At 64.3% G+C, this 19145-nt stretch carries 11 protein-coding genes; 4 read left to right on the top strand and 7 right to left on the bottom strand.

Annotated elements, in window-relative coordinates; all coding sequences use genetic code 11:
• Positions 1-15: 15 nt before the first annotated feature.
• From VFW72_RS10980 to trxA, 4 genes are all read right to left on the bottom strand, one after another.
• Positions 16-1734 (bottom strand): hypothetical protein, encoded by a 1719-nt coding sequence (locus VFW72_RS10980; RefSeq protein ID WP_329674336.1) that lies wholly within the window; start codon positions 1732-1734, stop codon positions 16-18.
• 126 nt (positions 1735-1860) lie between these two features.
• On the bottom strand, positions 1861-2118 hold the full coding sequence (locus VFW72_RS10985; RefSeq protein ID WP_290693504.1) for a type B 50S ribosomal protein L31: 258 nt from the start codon (positions 2116-2118) through the stop codon (positions 1861-1863).
• Between the two features lie 221 nt (positions 2119-2339).
• A complete protein-coding gene (rho, locus tag VFW72_RS10990; protein WP_329674337.1) occupies positions 2340-3608 on the bottom strand; it encodes a transcription termination factor Rho in 1269 nt (422 codons plus the stop codon).
• Positions 3609-3876: 268 nt separating this feature from the next.
• Positions 3877-4206, bottom strand: coding sequence for a thioredoxin TrxA (gene trxA, locus VFW72_RS10995; protein WP_329674338.1), 330 nt, complete (start codon positions 4204-4206; stop codon positions 3877-3879).
• Positions 4207-4367: 161 nt separating this feature from the next.
• Between trxA and VFW72_RS11000 the strand changes: the two genes are divergently transcribed.
• The 3 genes from VFW72_RS11000 to VFW72_RS11010 all read left to right on the top strand — a co-directional run bounded on the left by VFW72_RS11000 (position 4368) and on the right by VFW72_RS11010 (position 12467).
• Positions 4368-7223: a PD-(D/E)XK nuclease family protein gene (locus VFW72_RS11000; protein WP_329674339.1), complete on the top strand. Its 2856-nt coding sequence runs from the start codon at positions 4368-4370 to the stop codon at positions 7221-7223.
• Positions 7220-10546 carry a UvrD-helicase domain-containing protein gene (locus VFW72_RS11005; RefSeq protein WP_329674340.1) on the top strand — a complete coding sequence of 1109 codons (3327 nt, stop codon included), beginning with the start codon at positions 7220-7222 and terminating at the stop codon, positions 10544-10546. Before VFW72_RS11000 ends, VFW72_RS11005 begins: the two co-directional genes overlap by 4 nt.
• Before the next feature lie 151 nt (positions 10547-10697).
• Entirely contained in the window at positions 10698-12467 is a 1770-nt protein-coding gene (locus tag VFW72_RS11010; protein WP_329674341.1) for an HDOD domain-containing protein, read from the top strand.
• On the opposite strand, the gene VFW72_RS11015 is transcribed toward VFW72_RS11010, so the two are convergent.
• Together VFW72_RS11015 and VFW72_RS11020 are read right to left on the bottom strand one after the other, a co-directional pair.
• Positions 12454-13491 (bottom strand): quinone-dependent dihydroorotate dehydrogenase, encoded by a 1038-nt coding sequence (locus VFW72_RS11015; RefSeq protein ID WP_329674342.1) that lies wholly within the window; start codon positions 13489-13491, stop codon positions 12454-12456. The two genes, VFW72_RS11010 and VFW72_RS11015, sit on opposite strands and share 14 nt — an antisense overlap.
• Before the next feature lie 70 nt (positions 13492-13561).
• The gene (locus VFW72_RS11020; protein ID WP_329674343.1) at positions 13562-14266 is read right to left on the bottom strand and encodes a hypothetical protein; all 705 of its coding nucleotides are present in this window, start codon (positions 14264-14266) and stop codon (positions 13562-13564) included.
• 174 nt (positions 14267-14440) lie between these two features.
• Between VFW72_RS11020 and VFW72_RS11025 the strand changes: the two genes are divergently transcribed.
• Positions 14441-16792 carry a Tex family protein gene (locus VFW72_RS11025; protein WP_329674344.1) on the top strand — a complete coding sequence of 784 codons (2352 nt, stop codon included), beginning with the start codon at positions 14441-14443 and terminating at the stop codon, positions 16790-16792.
• A gap of 11 nt (positions 16793-16803) precedes the next feature.
• Here VFW72_RS11025 and VFW72_RS11030 read toward each other — a convergent pair whose 3' ends face one another.
• On the bottom strand, positions 16804-19125 hold the full coding sequence (locus VFW72_RS11030) for a heavy metal translocating P-type ATPase (protein WP_329674345.1): 2322 nt from the start codon (positions 19123-19125) through the stop codon (positions 16804-16806).
• Positions 19126-19145 lie beyond the last annotated feature (20 nt).

Consider the following 19145-nt stretch of genomic DNA (forward strand, 5'->3'; position numbering starts at 1 on the left):
TCAGCAGCGCGCAGCTCAGTCCTGGGTGGCTGCACCACGTGGCGCGGCGCGCTTGTAGATGACGATCTGCTCGGAGTTGTGCGTGCGCTGGTTGTATTGAACCACCTTGTGCCAGTTCGCCACGGCGGGCGCGGCAGTATGTGCAGGGATGCGCAGCACGAGCCATGGGCAATTGGCCTTGCCGCCCAGCTCGGGCTGAGGCAAACCGTTGACGCGGTAATGCCCGAAGTACTCCATGGCCGTCAACAGGCCGACGGGTGCGTCTGGCGCGCAGATCTGGTTGCCTGAGGGTACATGTGGGGCCATGCGTACAAGCGCCAGTCTGTAGCTCCTGGCCTGGTCAAGCAACGGCAGCCACAAGGTCATGAACAGGAGCCAGCACAAGGCCACGCCACCGGCTGGCAAGACGAGGCTCTTCCAGAGCGCATGGGCCTGCCTGGCCGTGCGCCACCTCACCAGACCCAGCCACAGCAGCGTGCCCAGAACGGCAGGGATCAGGGCCAGCCAGGAAAAGTGTGAGACGTAACCTGGCACCAGCTTGGCCACATTGGCGGCCACCTTCACTGGCACGCCCTTGTGCATGGCCAGGTAGATGAGCCAGATGCCGCCCGCACAGGCGGTGAAGAAACACACCGAGAACCAGTCGATGGCGGATCCCAGGCTGCGCTGCAGGATGGGCAGCGCGAAAGCGGCGAGCACGGCCAGCGGAGGCAAGGCTGCCAGCAAGGCACGCTCGTTGGCCCCCATGGCGATGGACGCGGCAAAGCCTACTGCAGCAGCCAGAAGCGGCACCGCAATGTGACGCCGCCAGATCTGCCTGCGCCAGTGCCAGATCGTCAGGATGGCCAGTGGCAGCGTGGGCCAGGTAAACCAGCTGATGAGTTGAAGATTCTCTTTGAGACTGAAATCGGGTGAGACACGCCAGCCCCAACCGGAGAGCCCGGCTGCGCTCAATCCACTGGCCAGCCCGATGGCGAGGAGCGTGGACATCAGCACCCAGCTCAGGTGGGTTTTCATGTGGGCGTGGCTGGAACGCAGACAGACGACGATGCCCGCCACGCCCAGCAGGGACGCGACAGCGGGGCTGCCGCTGGCGGCCAGCACGGGCAACGCCATCAACGCGGCCAGTCTGGCCTGGCGTGGCTTGCGCTGGACGGCTGACAGGCTGAACAGGAACAAGGTGCTGCCGGTCAGTTGCAGCAGCTCTGGTGTGGTTTCATGGCCGAGTTGCAGCAAGCCCAGGCTGGCGATCAGGGCGAGCAGGGCGCCATCGGCCACGGCGCGCGCGTAATCATGGGGCTTGGCTTCGCCCCCGAATGCCAGCGGCAGGGGTTGTGCGGCGTCAGTCAGGGCGAGGTTGTAGCAGGCATACCAGGTCAGGGCGAGGATGGCAACCAGCAACAGGGCGAAGGGGATGCGCGCGGCCAGCGCCGGGTCGACCCAGGGGCTCAACACGGAGATGAATGCGCCACCCAGCCAGTAGGGCAGGATGCCGCCAGACGTCGGCAACACGCCACCGACGTTGGGGTGCAGCCAGGATGCCTGGCCGAGCGCCAGGCTCCACATGTGGCCGAAGGACGCGATGTCCTCATTCTTCCAGGGGTCCCGACCAATCAGGCCAGGGATCACGTAGGCGGCGCAGAACAGCAGGAGCGCCCATCGAGGCAGGCGCTGCACCGCCTTCTGGGTGACCAGGGCGGGTGAGATGACCGGGGCCTGCGAACGGGTGTTCATGCTGGAGGGTTCAGGCTGCGCGCATGGCGATGGGGCTGATACAGAAGTGCAAAAGGGCAGCCAGAGCTACCCTTTTGATGTGAACCAGAAAACCGGGCGCTGTGAAGCCATGCCCGGCTTGGCTGATTACTTGCGGAACTGAGCGAACTTGGTGCGGAACTTTTCCACGCGGCCGCCCAGGGAGTCCACGGACTTCTGAGTACCAGTGTAGAAAGCGTGCGATTCGGACGAGGTTTCCAGCTTGAACAGGGGCAGTTCACGGCCGTCTTCCAGCTTGATGGTTTCCTTGGTAGGAGCGCACGAGCGGGTCACGAACTTGAAACCGTTGGATTGGTCCACGAAAACGACTTCGCGGTAGTTAGGGTGGATACCTTGTTTGGGCATATCAAAACCTCTTGCTGCTGTTTGCATCATCGGGAGCCATCAGGCACCATGCCTGACACTTTCCGACAGCCGGAAAACCGGCGATTCTAGCACGGGAATTCAAGTTGTTGGAGAGCCTGGTGGGGAAAATGCACTCTTCACCAGGCGACCACCGCGGATCCGGCTTCGCCGGTCCGCCAGTGGTGCCCCCTTTCAAAGGGGGGGGCGCAGCGCGTAGGGGGTTAGCCTCCACGCCTCATCATGTCGAAGAAATCGTGGTTGTTCTTCGTCGAGCGCATCTTGTCCAGAACGAACTCCATCGCCTCGATTTCGTCCATCGGGTAGAGCAGCTTGCGCAGAATCCAACTCTTTTGCAGGATTTCAGACTTCAGCAGCAGCTCTTCGCGACGCGTGCCCGACTTGTTGATCAGGATCGAGGGGTACACGCGCTTTTCGGCCATGCGGCGATCCAGGTGGATTTCGCAATTGCCGGTGCCCTTGAATTCTTCGTAGATCACTTCATCCATGCGGCTGCCGGTGTCGATCAGGGCGGTGCCGATGATGGTCAGCGAGCCGCCTTCTTCGATGTTGCGGGCCGCGCCGAAGAAGCGCTTGGGGCGCTGCAGGGCGTTGGAGTCCACACCGCCAGACAGGACCTTGCCGGAAGAGGGCAGCACGTTGTTGTATGCGCGGGCCAGACGGGTGATGGAGTCCAGCAGGATGACCACGTCCATCTTGAGTTCGACCAGGCGCTTGGCGCGCTCGATCACCATTTCGGCAACCTGCACGTGACGCTGGGCGGGCTCGTCGAACGTCGAGCTGATGACTTCGCCGCGCACGGTGCGCTGCATTTCGGTCACTTCCTCGGGGCGCTCGTCCACCAGCAGCATGATCAGATGCACTTCGGGGTGGTTGGCAACCAGGGCGTGAGCCAGGTTCTTCATCATCACGGTCTTGCCGCTCTTGGGCGGGGCGACCAGCAGGGCGCGTTGGCCTTTGCCGATGGGGGCGATCAGGTCGATGATGCGGCTGGTGACGTTGTCGTCATTGCTCTTGACCGTCTCGCGTTCGAGCTTGAACTGCTCGTCGGGGAACAGCGGCGTCAGGTTCTCGAACATCAACTTGTTCTTGTTGACTTCGGGGGCCAGGCCGTTGACGCGGTCGACCTTCACGAGCGCGAAGTAACGTTCGCCGTCCTTGGGGACGCGCACTTCGCCTTCGATCATGTCACCGGTGTGCAGGTTGAAGCGGCGCACCTGGCTGGGCGACAGGTAGATGTCGTCCGTGCTGGCCAGGAAGCTGGTGTCCAGCGAGCGCAGGAAGCCGAAGCCGTCCGGCAGCACCTCGAGCACACCGTCGCCAAAGACCTGTTCTCCGGCCTTGGCACGCTTCTTCATGATGGCGAACATCAACTCCTGCTTGCGCATGCGAGAGACATTCTCGATTTCCAGACCTTCTGCCATCTCCACGAGTTTGGAGATGTGCAAAGCCTTGAGTTCTGACAGATGCATGGATTGAGACCCTGGACGAAACCGACTGGCAGTGAGGCGTCAAAGAATCAACGCTACGCCGAGCAGGTGGATGAATCGTGGGCGAAAGGGATGTCGGACAAATGGCCTGGCCACGAAGGGCACCGGACCGAGAGCTTGTCGTGGTGCGCTAGCGAGATATCGGTTTGATTCTCTGCACCGGCCGCCTGAGTATCAGGCTGGCTTGACGAACACCGACTGAAGTCTATCAGTCGGTGGACGCATTATAGGGACGAAATGATCAGAAAAATCACAGGTTGCCGTCGATGAAGGCGGTCAATTGAGCCTTCGACAGAGCGCCAACCTTGGTGGCAGCCAGCTGGCCACCCTTGAAGATCATCAGCGTGGGGATGCCGCGGATGCCGAACTTGGCCGGCACTTCACGGTTCTGGTCCACGTTCATCTTGGCCACATTGAGGCGACCGGCGTAGCTCGTGGCCACTTCGTCCAGAATCGGGGCGATCATCTTGCAGGGGCCGCACCATTCGGCCCAATAATCCACCAGCACGGGCTGGGCAGATTGCAGGACGTCGGCATCGAAAGAGGCGTCGGAAATGTGTTTGATCAGGTCGCTGCTCATTTAACTATCCTTCAGTATGCTGGCGCGATGGCGACACCCTCGGGTGATTTCTCCAGCAGGAATGCAAAGATTCTGACACAGAAGATGTGGCCGTTCGGGCGCATTCCAAGAGACCTTCTTCAATGACCGCGATAGCCAGAACCTTTTTTGAATCCCGCAGCATGGCCGTTGAGCCTCGGCACTGGCGCTGGGCGCCGCAGGACAGCGCCGAGCAATGCTGGCAGGCCTGGGCCCGGGACACGGCTGCGTGGCTGAAGGCGCAAGGGGCAGATCCACGCGACGCGCTGATCGTGCTGCCTGTGGGGGCGGTGTTGTCGCCAGCGCGTCAGGCCTGGATGGCCGCGGTGGGCGGTTGGTTGCCCCGCATCGATACGATCGCGGCCGTGTCAGAGGGCCTGGCCTGGTCCTGGTCGCCGGACAACACGGCAGGCGAGGCGGGTTTGCCGCCCGTCACGCTGGATGCCATCGTGGACCGTCTGCAAGCAGGACGAAGCCTGGGCAGCGAGGCCTGGGGCAAGGCCTGGGCGCAGCGGGATCGCCGTGGATTTGAATTTGCCCTGGACCAGGTTGTCGCCGCGGCACACACCTGGGTGCGGCGCATGCAGTCCATTGCGCCCGCACAACGTGCCGCCTATCTGGAACTGGCTCGGGCGACGATGGGCGGCAGCGTCACGCAAGGCCCGGGCGGGCGAGAAAAGCTCCTGTTGGCCTGGGCGCTGGAATGGGCGGCCTCCACCGCAGCGGGCGGGCTGCCGGTAGACCCCTTGTTTGAACTGCGGCCCTCCGCATTGGTGGTGGTGACCGCGGGCGAGGCCGTCTCTCCGGGTACGGAAATCCACCTGACCCTGGGGGTGATGGCACATCTGTCAGAGCAGGGCGTGCCCGTCTTGTGGCGCAGTGCCCTGGGCGGCGCCGAGCAAGTGGGGCAGAGCAGGGCGCGGCCACCTGTGGCCTGCGCTTGTCAGAACGCCGAAGACGAGGCTCAGCAGGCTGCAGCCCAGGTGATCGCGGCGGTCAATGACGCCCGTCAGGGCAACTCGGGTCAAGTCGGTTTGCCCGTGGCCCTGATCGCTCTGGATCGCAGCCTCATTCGCCGCGTGCGGGCCATGCTGGAAGGCGCAGGCATCCAGATGGCTGACGAGACAGGCTGGCTGCTGTCGACCACGCGGGCCTCGGCGGTGGTGACGCGCATGCTGCAGGCCTCGCATCCTCGTGCGTCCACGGATGACCTGCTGGACTGGCTGAAATCCGGCTGGCTGGATTGGGCGAGTGGCGAGGGCGAGCACGCCAGGCCCGAGCGCATTCAACTCAGTCGCGCCGTGGGTGAACTGGAGAGTTGGTGTCGCCGCCACGGCATGCTGGGGGCCTGGGGCTTGCAGGTGCCGCCTGCCAAAGATCAGGATCTGTCGGACGAGGGGGGCGCTCAACTGGTGCCAACCGGGCGTCAGGCCATGCCGCCCGCCGCCGTGCTGCTGTGGCATTGGACCGTGCACGTGGTGGCGCCGCTGCAAAGCCTGTGGTCAGCCAAGCGCCCATCGCTGAAGGAGTGGCTGCTCGGTTTGCAGGAGGCCTTGTCACGCGCCGGGGCCTTGACGGCCTTGCAAGGCGACGAAGCTGGCGAACTGGCCTTGCAGTCCTTGCGTTTTGACACGCTGAACAGCGCGGATCAGCCCGCGGGTCTTTGGGCCGGTCTGTCCACGCAGACCCGACTGGACGGCCCGTCCTTCGTGCGCTGGGTGGGGACGGTCCTGGAGGCCACGACCTTCCGCCCGCCAGCCCCTGATGTACCCGCGGATGTGGTGATCACACCGATGGCGCGCGCCGTGTTGCGGCCCTTCCACGCCATCGTGCTACCAGGTGCAGACGAGCGGCAACTGGGCGCCATGGGGAGCCAGTCCGGCTGGCTGAGCACCAAGCTGTGCGAGGCCATGGACCTGGCCACGCCCGTGACGCAGCGCGCAGCTCAATGGGATGCATTCAACCTGCTGATGAGCCGCCCCGGTGTGGTGTGTCTGCACCGCCATGCTCAAGGCAGTGAGCCCCTGGAGCCCAGTGCCTGGCTGGAGCGCTGGTCGGCCCAGGAGGGCGTGCGCATCGAACAGGCAGGTGACGCGCGCGTCGCCGCAGGCGTAGACGTTCATTTCGTGCGCACCCCCTTGCCCACACTGCGTGATGCAGGCTGGGCTTTGCCCGAGCAGGTCACGGCCACATCGTATGAGGCCTTGCGTCAGTGCCCCTATCGTTTCTTCGCGACCAGCGTGCTGGGCTTGCGCGAGCAGGACGAGCTCGAAGAAGGCTTGGACAGGTCGGACTTCGGCATCTGGTTGCACGAGGTCTTGCGCAGCTTTCATGCGCAGCGCCAGGGGCAACTGGCCATCAGCACGCCGGACGAGGATGTGCAGGCCTGGCTGGATGCCGCGCAGCGCGTGATCAAGGAGATGGGCCTGGACAGGGACAGCCAGCGCCCTTATTTCCTGCCCTTCCAGGCCGATCTGGACAGGCTGGCTTGCGCCTATGTGACCTGGTTGCGAGAGCACGAAGAAGGCGGGTGGGCCATGCTGGACGCCGAGCGCATCGAGCAACGTGAACTGCAGATTCAGGACGACCTGAAAGTGCGTTTGTACGGGCAACTTGACCGCATCGATGTGCGTCATCACGAAGGCGCCAGGCAGCACCTCGTGCTGGATTACAAGACGGGTAGCCTGGATGGTCTCAAGCGCAAGATCGCCACGCCGCTGGAAGACACCCAACTGGCCTTCTATGCGGCCTTGTCCGACCCCCAATGGGCTGTGCAGGCCGCCTACCTGCATCTGGATGTGCAGGACGTGAAACAGCTGGACCACCACGATGTGGAGCGCAGTGCGCAGGTGCTGCTGGATGGCCTGGCCAGAGACTGGACGCGGCTGCACGCCGGCGAGGCCATGCCCGCATTGGGCGAAGGCATGGCCTGCAGCTTCTGCCAGGCGCGCGGCTTGTGCAGAAAGGACCACTGGACCATGCAGGAGGAGCAGGCATGAGCCAGGCCGCATACGAAGTCAATGGCCAGATCGTCGCCAGCGATCTGTTCTACCAGGTCGCGTGCGATCCGCATCGCAGCGTGGTGGTCGAAGCCTGCGCCGGCGCGGGCAAGACGTGGATGCTGGTGTCGCGCATCCTGCGTGCCCTGCTGGACGATGTGCCGCCCAACCAGATCCTGGCCATCACCTTCACCAAGAAGGCCGCGGGTGAGATGCGTGAGCGCCTGCATGGCTGGCTGCGTGACTTTGCGCAGGCCAGTGAAGCGCGGCGCGAGATGGAGTTGCGGATTCGCGGAGTCCAACCTGCTCAGATCGCCGCGATGGTGCCCAAGCTGCAGCAACTGTACGAGCGCTGGCTGGACGAAGGGCGGGGCGTGGACATCCACACCATCCATGGCTGGTTCTCCAGACTGGTGAAGGCCGCGCCGCTGGACATCCTCAACGAACTGGGCCTGCCGCCTGAGTTGAACCTCGTCGAAGACACCAGTGAGCATTGGCCTGAGTTGTGGGGGCGCTTCCTGCGCCGGGTGGATGCCCAATCACCCAGCAAGCGCACCGGTAACGAAGCAGGCGTTGACTACCTGGCCTTCATGGCCATCGTGCGTGAGGTCGGGCGTTTCAACACCGAGGCGTGGTTGAACACGGCCTTGAACAACCGGCTGGAGCTGAGCCTGGCTGACAAGGCCGGGCATCTGATCGATGGCGTGGAGACGGCCGCGGACTGGTCACTGCAATGGGCAGGGCTGTCACACCCGTGTGAGGCTTTGAGCCGTGCCAGCGTGCAAGACCAATTCTGGTCGCTGGCCAGGCAGCTCGCCACCGGCAAGACACCCACCCAACAGAAGGCCGGCGTGGCCATCGAGCAGGCCATGGGCCTGACCGATCTGCAGGCGCGCCACAAGGCTCTGCGCAAAGTCTTGCTGACGGACAAGGGCGAGCCCCGCAAAAAGATGGGTGAGCTGGCCGACCTGGCGTGGGCGCAAGCCTGGCTGATGGATTTGCAGTTGGCCATCACGCAGCAGGAGGGGCATGTGCTGCATGGGCACATGGTGAGCTTGTCTCGGCTGCTGTTCGAGGAGTACGCCAGGTTCAAGACCGAACGTGGCCTGGCAGACATGGTGGACCTGGAGTTGGCCGCCGCCCGCCTCCTGGGTGATCCCGAGTTGTCGGGCTGGGTCCAGGAGCGGTTGGACAGTCAGGTGCGCCAGTTGTTGATGGACGAGTTCCAGGACACCAGCCCTTTGCAATGGCAGACGCTCAAATCATGGTTGTCCGCTTATGCCGGCGCGGGGGGCGGGCAGAGTGGTCGTCAGCCCATCAGCGTCTTCCTGGTGGGTGACCCCAAGCAAAGCATCTACCGATTCCGTCGCGCGGATCCACGGGTTTTCAGCGCCGCCAAGGACTTCGTATTGGAGGCGCTCGATGGCGACCTGCTGGCCTGCGATCACACGCGTCGCAATGCCCCCGGCATCATCGACTCGCTCAACAAGGTCATGGGGCAGGCTTGTGAAGAAGGCAGCTTTCCGGGCTTCAGGCCGCACACGACGACCTCCGAAGACGTGGCGACGATCCGTGTCCTGCCATCGGTCATGCGCACCACCGCAGCCAAGGACGAGCCCGAGGCGTCGTGGCGAGACAGCCTGATCACGCCTCGCGAGCAGGCGCACACCACCATCAAGGAAATCGAAGCCGAGCAAGTGGCGCAGGCGATTGCCACCATGGTGTTCAACGATGGGCTGGCGCCCTCCGACATTTATGTGCTGAGCCGCAAGCGCGCCACGCTGAGCATGGTGGCCCAGGCGCTCGACGAGCACGGGGTGCCCCACATCGCACCGGAGGACACGCGCCTGATCGACACGCCGGAGGTGCGCGATCTGGTCGCGGTGCTGGACGCGCTGGTGTCGCCGCAACATGACCTGGCGCTGGCACACGCCCTCAAGAGCCCCTTGTTCGGCGCCAGTGATGCCGATCTGCTGGGGCTGGCCTGGCAGGTTCGCCAGAAAGAGCGCAAGACGTCCTGGTGGGACGCCTTGATGCATTGGGGTGTGGATGATGCTTCTTGCCCCGCCACCATGGCGCGCGCCGCGTCCTTGCTGAAGGGCTGGGCTGAGCTGGCGCGCGTGGCGCCGCCCCATGACTTGCTGGAGCGCATCGTCACCGATGGCGACTACCGTGCGCGTTTGCTGAGCTGTGTGCCGGCCAGTCGGCGCGTGCAGGCCTTGTTCCATGTTGATGCGCTGCTGTCGCAAAGCCTGGAGATGGACGCGGGCCGTGACGCGACGCCCTACCGTTGGGTGCGTGCGCTCAAGCGTCTGCCCTTGAACCTGCCGCCCCGCGCACAGGCCGACGCCGTGCAGTTGCTGACCATCCATGGTGCCAAGGGCCTGGAGGCCAAGGTGGTGTTCATGGTCGATACCGATCCGGAGCCCTCGCGCAAGGACAGTTATGCGTTGATGGTGGACTGGCCCGAGAGCGATGAGCGTCCCAGGCGTTGTGCCTTCATCCGCTCGCAGAGCAACCCGCCGCCCAGCCTGGCCCGCACCCTGGAAGAAGATCACGCGGCCAATCTGCGCGAGGAGTTGAACGCGCTCTATGTGGCCTTGACCCGTGCTCGCGAGCAACTGGTGTTCAGCCGCACGCAGCCGCGTGGCTCGCCAGAGGGCAGCTGGTGGCAGCGGCTGGCCAGCAGCGGGGCCATGGACCCCGAACAGGTCTGGCAACCCGCCACACCTTTACGCCGCAGCGTGCCTGCAGAGGCGCCATCAACCACGGTGCAGAGCCTGAATCTCCCCGCCTTGCAGCCGTTGAGCGCTGCGCCGGACGACACACGTCGCGTGGTGGAAGAAAGCAGCGTCCAGCAGTTGCTGGGGCAGGTGGTTCACCGCACCCTGGAGTGGCTCACGCCGCTGCCGCTGTCCGCCAGAACGGCCGATCGCGTCGCAAGGGCTACGCAAAGTGCGGCCAAGGCCTTGCAGCTGGCGCCTGAGCATCACGATGCTGCACTGCATCTGGCGACCACCATCCTGAAGTCGCCGAGCCTGCAGGCCTGGCTGGATCCGGCGCAGCTGGATTGGGCTGGCAATGAGGTCGCGCTGCATGACGGCGAGCAGGTATTGCGGATCGACCGACTGGTGGCGGTTCGTCGTGAAGCCGGACGCGAATGGTGGGTACTGGACTACAAGCTGCAGCACAGGCCGCAGGCCCTGGCGAGCTATCGCGCGCAGATGCAGCGCTATGTGGCAGCGGTGGAGGCCTTGCAACCCAACGAGCCAGTGCGGGCGGCCTTCATCACCGGTGCGGGGGAATGGGTGCCCCTTGACTGAGGGGATAGCGACCCGGCCAACCCGGACAGTGTGAAAAAGGACCGGGTTTCAGCCCCTAGACGGGGTTTTGCCAATGGCGCCACTGTAGTGCAATCAAGGTGTTTACATGGGGATACACACGTCCCCGAGGATTCACCGCCTGCACACCAACATGGCCGCAGTCTCGCCTCCCACGACCACGGCGCCCCGCTACTTCGGGCGCTTCGAGCTGCGACAAATGCTCGGGCGCAGTCACGCCTCCGGCATCTGGCTGGCGCTGGACCCGCGCTTGCAGCAGGAGGTGCTCCTTTGCGTGCCACGTGCTCAGCCCCAGAAAGGCAAGGAGCTGGACGCCTGGACGCAGGAGGTGCTGGCGGGAGCCCGCCTCAAGCATCCCCATCTGACCGAGGTCCTGGAGGTGTCGGCGCACGAGGGCTGGCCCTTCGTGAGTTATGGGCGAGGGCAGAGCGTCTCCTTGTTCGAGCGGGTGTCTTCCGGTCCGCAACTGACACCGCTGGAAGTGGTGGTCATCCTGTGCGACGTACTGGACGGGCTGGCCTATGCTCACGAAGCTGGCGTGGCCCATCAGGACATCGCCTTGCACAACATCCTGATCGACAAGAGCGGGCATGCAGCGATTGCCGGTTTGAGTTGTGGCCTGGCACCCTTGGCGCCTGGACAGTACACACGGCCTCACTATGGGCGCCAGCAGATTCGGCAAGCGGCCGAGCGCGATGTGCTCATGGTAGGCCTCCTGGCTTACAGGCTGCTGGTCAACAGCCCCGCGCTGGATGAGCCGGATCTGGGCAGTGCGGCTGCGCGCATTGGCACGGAAATCGTGCGATTGCCCTGGACAACGCCGCACCCCGTGCCGGAGACCTTGCGCGCCATCGTCAACCGGTCGACCGATCGGCAACAACGGCAGCGCTACCTGAACGCGCGGACCTTGCTCAGTGCCCTGCAGGGCTGGATCAAAACCAACGCTGAAGATTCAGGCGGCCCCCTGGCCTTGCTGCTGGATCGGCTGAATTCGGTGGGCGCCTTGCCCGGCCGGCCCAACACGGAGCGAGCACTGATCGGCACCCTGTCGCAGGAAACACTGCGGGTGGATGACTTCGTCGACATCATCGTCAAGAACCCGGCACTGTGCTGGGAGATGCTGCGCGCCGTCAACGTCGCCTCCTACCAGAGCCAGAGCGCAGACGATGGCGTGACCACGCTGTCGCGTGCCGTGATGCTGCTGGGCCAGCAAGGCCTGCGCAAGGTGGCCGGCAGCGTGCGCGCCTGGCCTGGCGCACTGGGCGCCCAGACCAGCCTTTCCGGTGATGAGGGCAGCCAGGCCATTCTGGACATGGGCAAGGAATTGCGCCTGACCTGCCTGGCAGGGCACATCGCTCGCCTGATGGCGCCATTTTCGATCAGCGACGAGGAGGCCTCGGTGGCCGCCATGTCCCAGCGACTAGGCTGGTTGCTGGTGCTCTACCACTTCCCGGAAGAGAGCATGCAGATCAAGCGCTTGATGCTGCCAGGCCCTCCGGCCGATGCCGAAAGCACCGCCCCGACACCCGGCATGACCATCGAAGCGGCTGCCGGCGCGGTATTGGGCGTCAACCTGGATGACCTGACTGCGGCGGTGCTCAAGCACTGGGGCATGCACGAGCGCCTGATCCAGGCTGCGCGGCCCTTGAATCGCAGCACGCCGGTACGAACGCCGTCCTCACCTGAAGACACGCTGCGAAGCGTGGCCAGTCTGGCCAACGAGATCGTGCAGACACAGGAGCTGGATGCCCAAAAGGCCAGTCATGCGCTGCATCAGGTCTATGTGCGCTACGCCCGCGCACTGGGCCTGACCGCCAAAGAATGCGGCCTGACACTGGAGCAGGCCATGCGCCTGGTGGACGGCAAGGTCGCCGCACCACCCCAGGCCGTCAGCCCAGCTTGAGCGCCTGCGCGCACTCCTTGACCAGGGCAGGGCCCTTGTAGATCAGGCCGGTGTAGATCTGGACCAGATCGGCGCCCGCATCCAGCTTGGAGCGGGCATCGGCGCCACTCATCACACCGCCTACGCCAATGATCGGGTAGCGAGGGCCCAGCGCCGCTCGCAACTGGCGGATCACCTGATTGCTGGCTTCCAGCACGGGTGCGCCGCTCAGGCCACCGGTTTCCTCGGCATGCTTCATGCCTTTGACAGCCTCGCGCGAGATCGTGGTGTTCGTGGCGATCACGCCATCGATGCCATTCTTCTGCAGCGTGGCGGCGATCACGCCGACCTGGGTTTCATCCAGATCTGGCGCGATCTTCACGAACATGGGCACGGTACGGCCATGGCGCTTGATCAGTTCCTGACGGCGTGCTTGCAGCTTGCCCAGCAGGTCATCCAGCGCTTCATCGCTTTGCAGGGCGCGCAGGTTCTTGGTGTTGGGCGACGAGATGTTGACCGTGACGTAATCGGCGTGGGGATAAACGCCGTCCAGGCAGATCAGGTAGTCGTCGACCGCATTCTCGATGGGCGTGACGGCGTTCTTGCCGATGTTCAGACCCAGGATGCCGCCTTTCTGGCGGAACTGAGCACGCTTCACGTTGGCCAGGAAGCTGTCCAGGCCTTCGTTGTTGAAACCCAGGCGATTGATCAGCGCATTGGCCTCGGGCAGGCGGAACATGCGGGGCTTGGGGTTGCCTGGCTGGGCCTTGGGTGTCACCGTGCCCACTTCGACGAAGCCGAAGCCCATGGCGCCCAGGCCGTCGATCACGCGACCGTTCTTGTCCAGGCCTGCTGCCATGCCGATGCGATTCGGGAAGGTGATGCCCGCCACCTCGACGGGGTCGCTCACCCGGTCCGCACCCCACAGGCAGGCCAGTGGCGTGTTCTGGAAGCGGGCCAGGCCGGCCATGGTCAGATCGTGTGCGGCCTCCGGGTCCAGGTTGAACAGCACGGATTTGGGCAGGGAGTAGGGCAGCAGGGCCATGAAGTGAGTGTCCGCAGGAGCGCGGTGAGCGACAAGAGTTGAGAACCGCTATTGTCGCTCATTGCACCGATCAGGGCTGACCAAGCAGCTTGCGCAGCGTAGGCTCCATGGGCGCACTCAGCACTCGCTCAAGCATGCCCTTGTAACGGGTTTTCTGCTCGTCGGTCCATTGAGCCATGGGACGCATGGCTTCAATCATCGGCGAGGGCATGCGGGGCGTTGCACTGATGATGTCCCGCATGCTGTCACTGCTCGACGTCGTCAAGCGTCTGGTGGCAAGCGCCTTGCCCGTCTGGCAATCAATGACACCGGCCTCCGCGACAAGGTGCAACACGGATACGTTATTGACCGGGCCGCGTGCGTAAATCCCTGCTCCGCTGAAAGATTGATTGGTCTCCCCCAGGAAATCCCAAACGTTTGAGCGGGCAAGCACGATCAAGGCATCCAGTTCATGCTTTGCACAATATGCCAGCGCGGGTTGCGCCGCCTTGCCCCAATCCGGGTAGCCGCCCCGAGGATCGTTCACCGCCAAGAATGCATCCATGGACGTGTCGTTGTCCACCGACGCGATACCCATGTCTTTGAGAATGTCCTTTGCACGGTTTTCGATGGACTGGTCTGCCTTCCAGCTGCGGATGTCCATTTCTTCGTACTCGTTATTGAATACGGTCAAGCCAGTATAGGCACGCGCAAAGGTTCTGGCCGTCACGGATATGACCGCCACCTTGCGAATGGACATATTGGATGGAACGCTGTCAGGCACACGTGGTGTCATGGCGCATCCCGTCAGCAACAGCGCAGAGATCGTCACAAGTGAGGCTAGTCTTGTCATTTGGCTGAAAAAGTTAGGATTGACGCTCAGATTATCGGGGTACGCCAGACACAAACAGCCTGCGCGCCTGTGGCAAACTGCGCCCCCTCCCATAGTCTTATCGAGAAGGTCATTCTCTTGGACAAGATCCTGATGCAACTGGCGGCCGAACTGAAGGTTCGCCTCGCCCAAGTCAAAGCTGCCGTCGACCTGCTGGATGGCGGCGCCACCGTGCCCTTCATCGCCCGTTACCGCAAGGAGGCCACCGATGGCCTGGACGACACGCAACTGCGTGACCTGGAAGCGCGTCTGGGCTATCTGCGCGAACTCGAAGACCGCCGCGCCGCCGTACTCAAGAGCATCGAAGAGCAGGGCAAGCTAACGCCCGAACTGCGCGCCGCCATCGAAGCCGTGCCCACCAAGCAGGAGCTGGAAGACCTCTACCTGCCCTTCAAGCCCAAGCGCCGCACCAAGGGCATGATCGCCCGTGAAGCAGGGCTGGAGCCACTGGCCGACAAGCTGTTCGCCGATCCCGCGCTGGATCCGCAGGCAGAGGCCGCAGCCTTCATCAACGCGGACGGCGGCTTTGCTGACGCCTACGCCGTACTGGATGGTGTGCGCGACATCCTGTCGGAGCGCTGGGCCGAAGACGCCACCCTGATCGGCAAGATGCGTGACTGGTTGTGGTCCGAAGGGCTGTTCAAGTCCAAGCTGATGGATGGCAAGGACCAGAACAACCCCGACGTGGCCAAGTTCCGCGATTACTTCGACTACGACGAGCCCATCCGCACCGTGCCCTCGCACCGTGCCCTGGCGGTGTTCCGTGGCCGCACGCAAGAGATCCTCGATGCCAAGCTGGTGCTCGATGAGGAAGTCGTCCCCGGCAAGCCGACCATGGCCGAAGGGCGCATCGCCGTGCACCTGGGCTGGAGCCATGCCAAGCGCCCCTCGGATGACCTGATCCGCAAGTGCATCGCCTGGACCTGGAAGGTCAAGCTCTCGCTGAGCCTGGAGCGCGACCTGTTCACGAAACTGCGTGAAGCCGCTGAAGCCACCGCCATCAAGGTGTTCGCCGAAAACCTGCGTGACCTGCTGCTGGCTGCGCCCGCAGGCAAGCGCGTGGTGATGGGTCTGGACCCTGGCATCCGCACCGGCGTGAAGGTGGCTGTGGTCAGCGACACCGGCAAGGTGCTGGACACCTCCACCGTGTACCCGCACGAGCCCCGCAAGGACTGGGAAGGTTCGATCCACACCTTGGGCCGCCTGTGCGCCGCACATGGTGTCAACCTGATCGCCATCGGCAACGGCACGGCCAGCCGCGAGACCGACAAGCTGGCCGCCGACCTCATCAAACGCATCCAGCAGATGGCGCCAGGCACGCCGATTGAAAAGGTCGTGGTGTCGGAGGCCGGAGCCTCGGTGTACTCGGCCTCCGAGTTCGCGAGCAAGGAGCTGCCCGACCTGGATGTGAGCCTGCGTGGCGCGGTGTCGATTGCCCGCCGCCTGCAGGATCCCCTGGCCGAACTGGTGAAGATCGATCCCAAGAGCATCGGTGTGGGCCAGTACCAGCACGACGTCAATCAGAGCGAAATGGCCCGCACGCTGGACGCCGTGGTGGAAGACTGCGTGAACGCCGTCGGGGTAGACCTCAACACGGCTTCGGCGCCGCTGCTGTCGCGCGTGTCGGGCTTGAGCACAGCCGTGGCCAACAGCATCGTGCGCTGGCGTGATGCCAATGGTGCCTTCCGCAACCGCAAGCAGTTGATGGACGTGGCTGGCCTGGGCGCCAAGACCTTCGAACAGGCTGCGGGCTTTCTGCGCATCCGTGATGGCGACAACCCGCTGGACATTTCCGGTGTGCACCCCGAGACCTACTCGGTGGTGGAAAAGATCCTGGCCAAAACGGGCAAGTCGGCTGCCGAGCTGATCGGCAAGAGCGACGTGCTGCGCACGCTCAAGCCCGAGCTGTTTGCCGATGACAAGTTCGGCGTGATCACCGTCAAGGACATCATCGCCGAGCTGGAAAAGCCCGGCCGTGACCCTCGCCCTGACTTCAAGGTGGCCCGCTTCAACGATGGCGTGGAAGACATCAAGGACCTCAAGGAGGGCATGATCCTGGAGGGCACCGTCAGCAACGTGGCCCAGTTCGGCGCCTTTGTGGACCTGGGTGTGCATCAGGATGGCCTGGTGCACGTGAGTCAGTTGTCCAACAAGTTCGTCACCGATGCCCGCGAGGTCGTCAAGACGGGCGACATCGTCAAGGTGAAGGTGGTGGAGGTCGATCTGGCTCGTCAGCGTATTTCGCTGACCATGAAGCTGGATGCCGCCACCGGCCCGAAGGCAGCAGGCGGTGCCCGTGATGGCAACAGCTTCAAGCCGGCTGCACGCAACGAGCGCCCTGGCGGTGGTGGGGCAGGGCGCGGAGCCCCTCAGCCTCAAGGTCAGTCCGCCATGGCGGCAGCCTTTGCCAAACTGCAGCCCAAGCGCTGAGTCGAGGGGGCTCAGGCTTTCAGGCGCAAGAGCCTCAGCCCGTTGAAGACGACCAGCAGGCTGGCGCCCATGTCGGCAAACACGGCCATCCACAAAGTGGCGTGGTTGCCCAGTGCCAGCGCGAGGAAGACGGCCTTGATCCCCAGGGCCAGGGCGATGTTCTGCTTGAGCACGCGGCTGGTGGCCTGGCTCAGGCGGATGAACTGGGCCACCTTGCGCGGGTCGTCGTCCATGATGGCCACGTCGGCCGTTTCCAGTGCGGTGGCCGTGCCTGCTGCGCCCATGGCGATGCCCACGGTCGCGCGCGCCAGCGCCGGTGCGTCGTTGACGCCATCGCCCACCATGCCCACGGCACCATGCGCCGCGACAAGCTGGTTGATGGCATCGAGCTTGTCGGCCGGCAGCATGTTGCCGCGCACTTCGGTGATGCCGGCCTGCTTGGCAATGTGCTCGGCGGTGGCCTGGTTGTCGCCCGTGAGCATCACGGCTTTCACGTTCAACGCATCCAAGGCTTCGATGGCTTGTCGGCTTTCAGCGCGCAGCGTGTCCGCCATGGCCAGGATGGCGACGGCGCCCTGTTCATCGAGCAGCACAAAGGCCGTCTTGCCCTGGATTTCCAACGTTTCGAGGCGGGCCTCCAGCTCTGGCGAGCACAAGCCCAGCTCCTCCACCAGGCGGTGGTTGCCGAGTTGCCAGTGCTGATCCAGCAGCCGGCCTTTCACCCCCCGGCCAGCCAGCACATCAAAGTGCTCGACCGGGGCCAGGGCGCCGTGCGGATCACGTTCGCGCCAGGCGGCGACCAGCGCTTGGGCAATGGGGTGGCTGCTGTGCTGATCCAGGCTGGCGGCGATGCGCAGCGCGTTTTGCGCGTTGTACCGCTGGAGCGTGATGACGTCGGTCAGTGTGGGGCGCCCGGCCGTGAGGGTGCCGGTCTTGTCCAGCGCAACGGCCTTGATCAGGCGGCCTTGCTCCAGATGCACGCCGCCCTTGATGAGGATGCCCTGGCGTGCCGCGTTGGCCAGGCCGCTGACCACCGTCACGGGCGTGGACACCACCAGCGCACAAGGGCAGGCAATCACCAGCATCACCAGGGCCTGGTAGACCCAGTGCAAGGCGCCGCCACCGGCCAGCCAGGGCCCCAGCAGGGCCACCAGCACCGCCAGCACTACCACCGAAGGCGTGTAGTAGCGCGCGAACTGATCGACAAAGCGCTGCGTTGGCGCACGCTGGGCCTGTGCTTCCTGAATGGCCGCCGCAATGCGTGCCAGCGTGCTGTGGCCGGCCGTGGCTGTGACCTGGGCTTCCACCACACCGTCCACCACGATCGAGCCGGCAAACAGCGGATCACCTGTGTGCTTGTCCACGGGCATGCTCTCGCCGGTGATGGGTGCCTCATTGAGCGCTGCCGGGCCCTTGAGCACGGTCGCGTCCAGGCCGATGCGCTCGCCGGCACGCACCATCATGCGTTCACCTTCCGCCACACCGTCGAGCGGCACGCTTTGCCAGTGGCCTTGCCGCCAGATGTTCGCCGTGTCGGGCGCCAAAGCGCTCAGCGATTGAATGGCCTTGCGTGCGTGTTCCAGTGAAACGGCCTCGATGGCTTCAGCCACGGCAAACAGGAAGATCACCATCGCGGCTTCGGACCACTTGCCGATCAGGACGGCGCCCAGCACTGCCAGCGTCATCAGGAAGTAGATGTTGAGCGTGAGGTGGCGCAGGGCGATCCAGCCCTTCTTGAGCGTCGGGCCGCCAGACAGCGCGACGGCCAGGCTCGCTGCAAGCGCGATGGCCCAGAGCGGCGCCTCACGCCAGTCCAGCACCTCGGCTGCCAGTGCCGCCAGGCCAGCCAACGCCAGTTGCAGCTTCATGTGCAGGGGCACGGCCTGAGGCAGCGGTGCCGCTTTTTGCCCGACCTCCAGCAGCGTGGGCGCCATGTCCAGTTCGGTGAGCGCCGCGGCCAGGGTGGATGTGTCCTTCAACTGGTGAAACACGGTCAGTTCACGCGCGATGAGGTTGAAGTCCAGCCGCACCACGCCAGCCATCGGCTCCAGCCGGTTGCGGATCAGTCGCTCTTCGGTCGGGCAATCCATCTTGTCGATCCGAAAGCGGATGCGGTCAGCCCCCTCCGGTGCGGCCTGGCTGTTGGCCACACTGACCGGTGCTGTCAGGTCGCCAGGCGCACAGCAATCGTCATGGCTGCAACACGACGCCGAAGCTTCTTCGTGCGCGGCATGCTCATGATGATGCGGGTGGGCATGCGTCGGGGCTGGCCGGGGGGCGGCCGCTTCCACGCGAATCGGGATGTTGATGAGGCGACGGGTAGGGGTGCTCATACAGATGAAGCGAGCAGGAT

Source organism: Aquabacterium sp. (genome assembly GCF_036273115.1).
In the GTDB taxonomy this organism is placed as follows: Bacteria; Pseudomonadota; Gammaproteobacteria; order Burkholderiales; family Burkholderiaceae_C; genus Aquabacterium.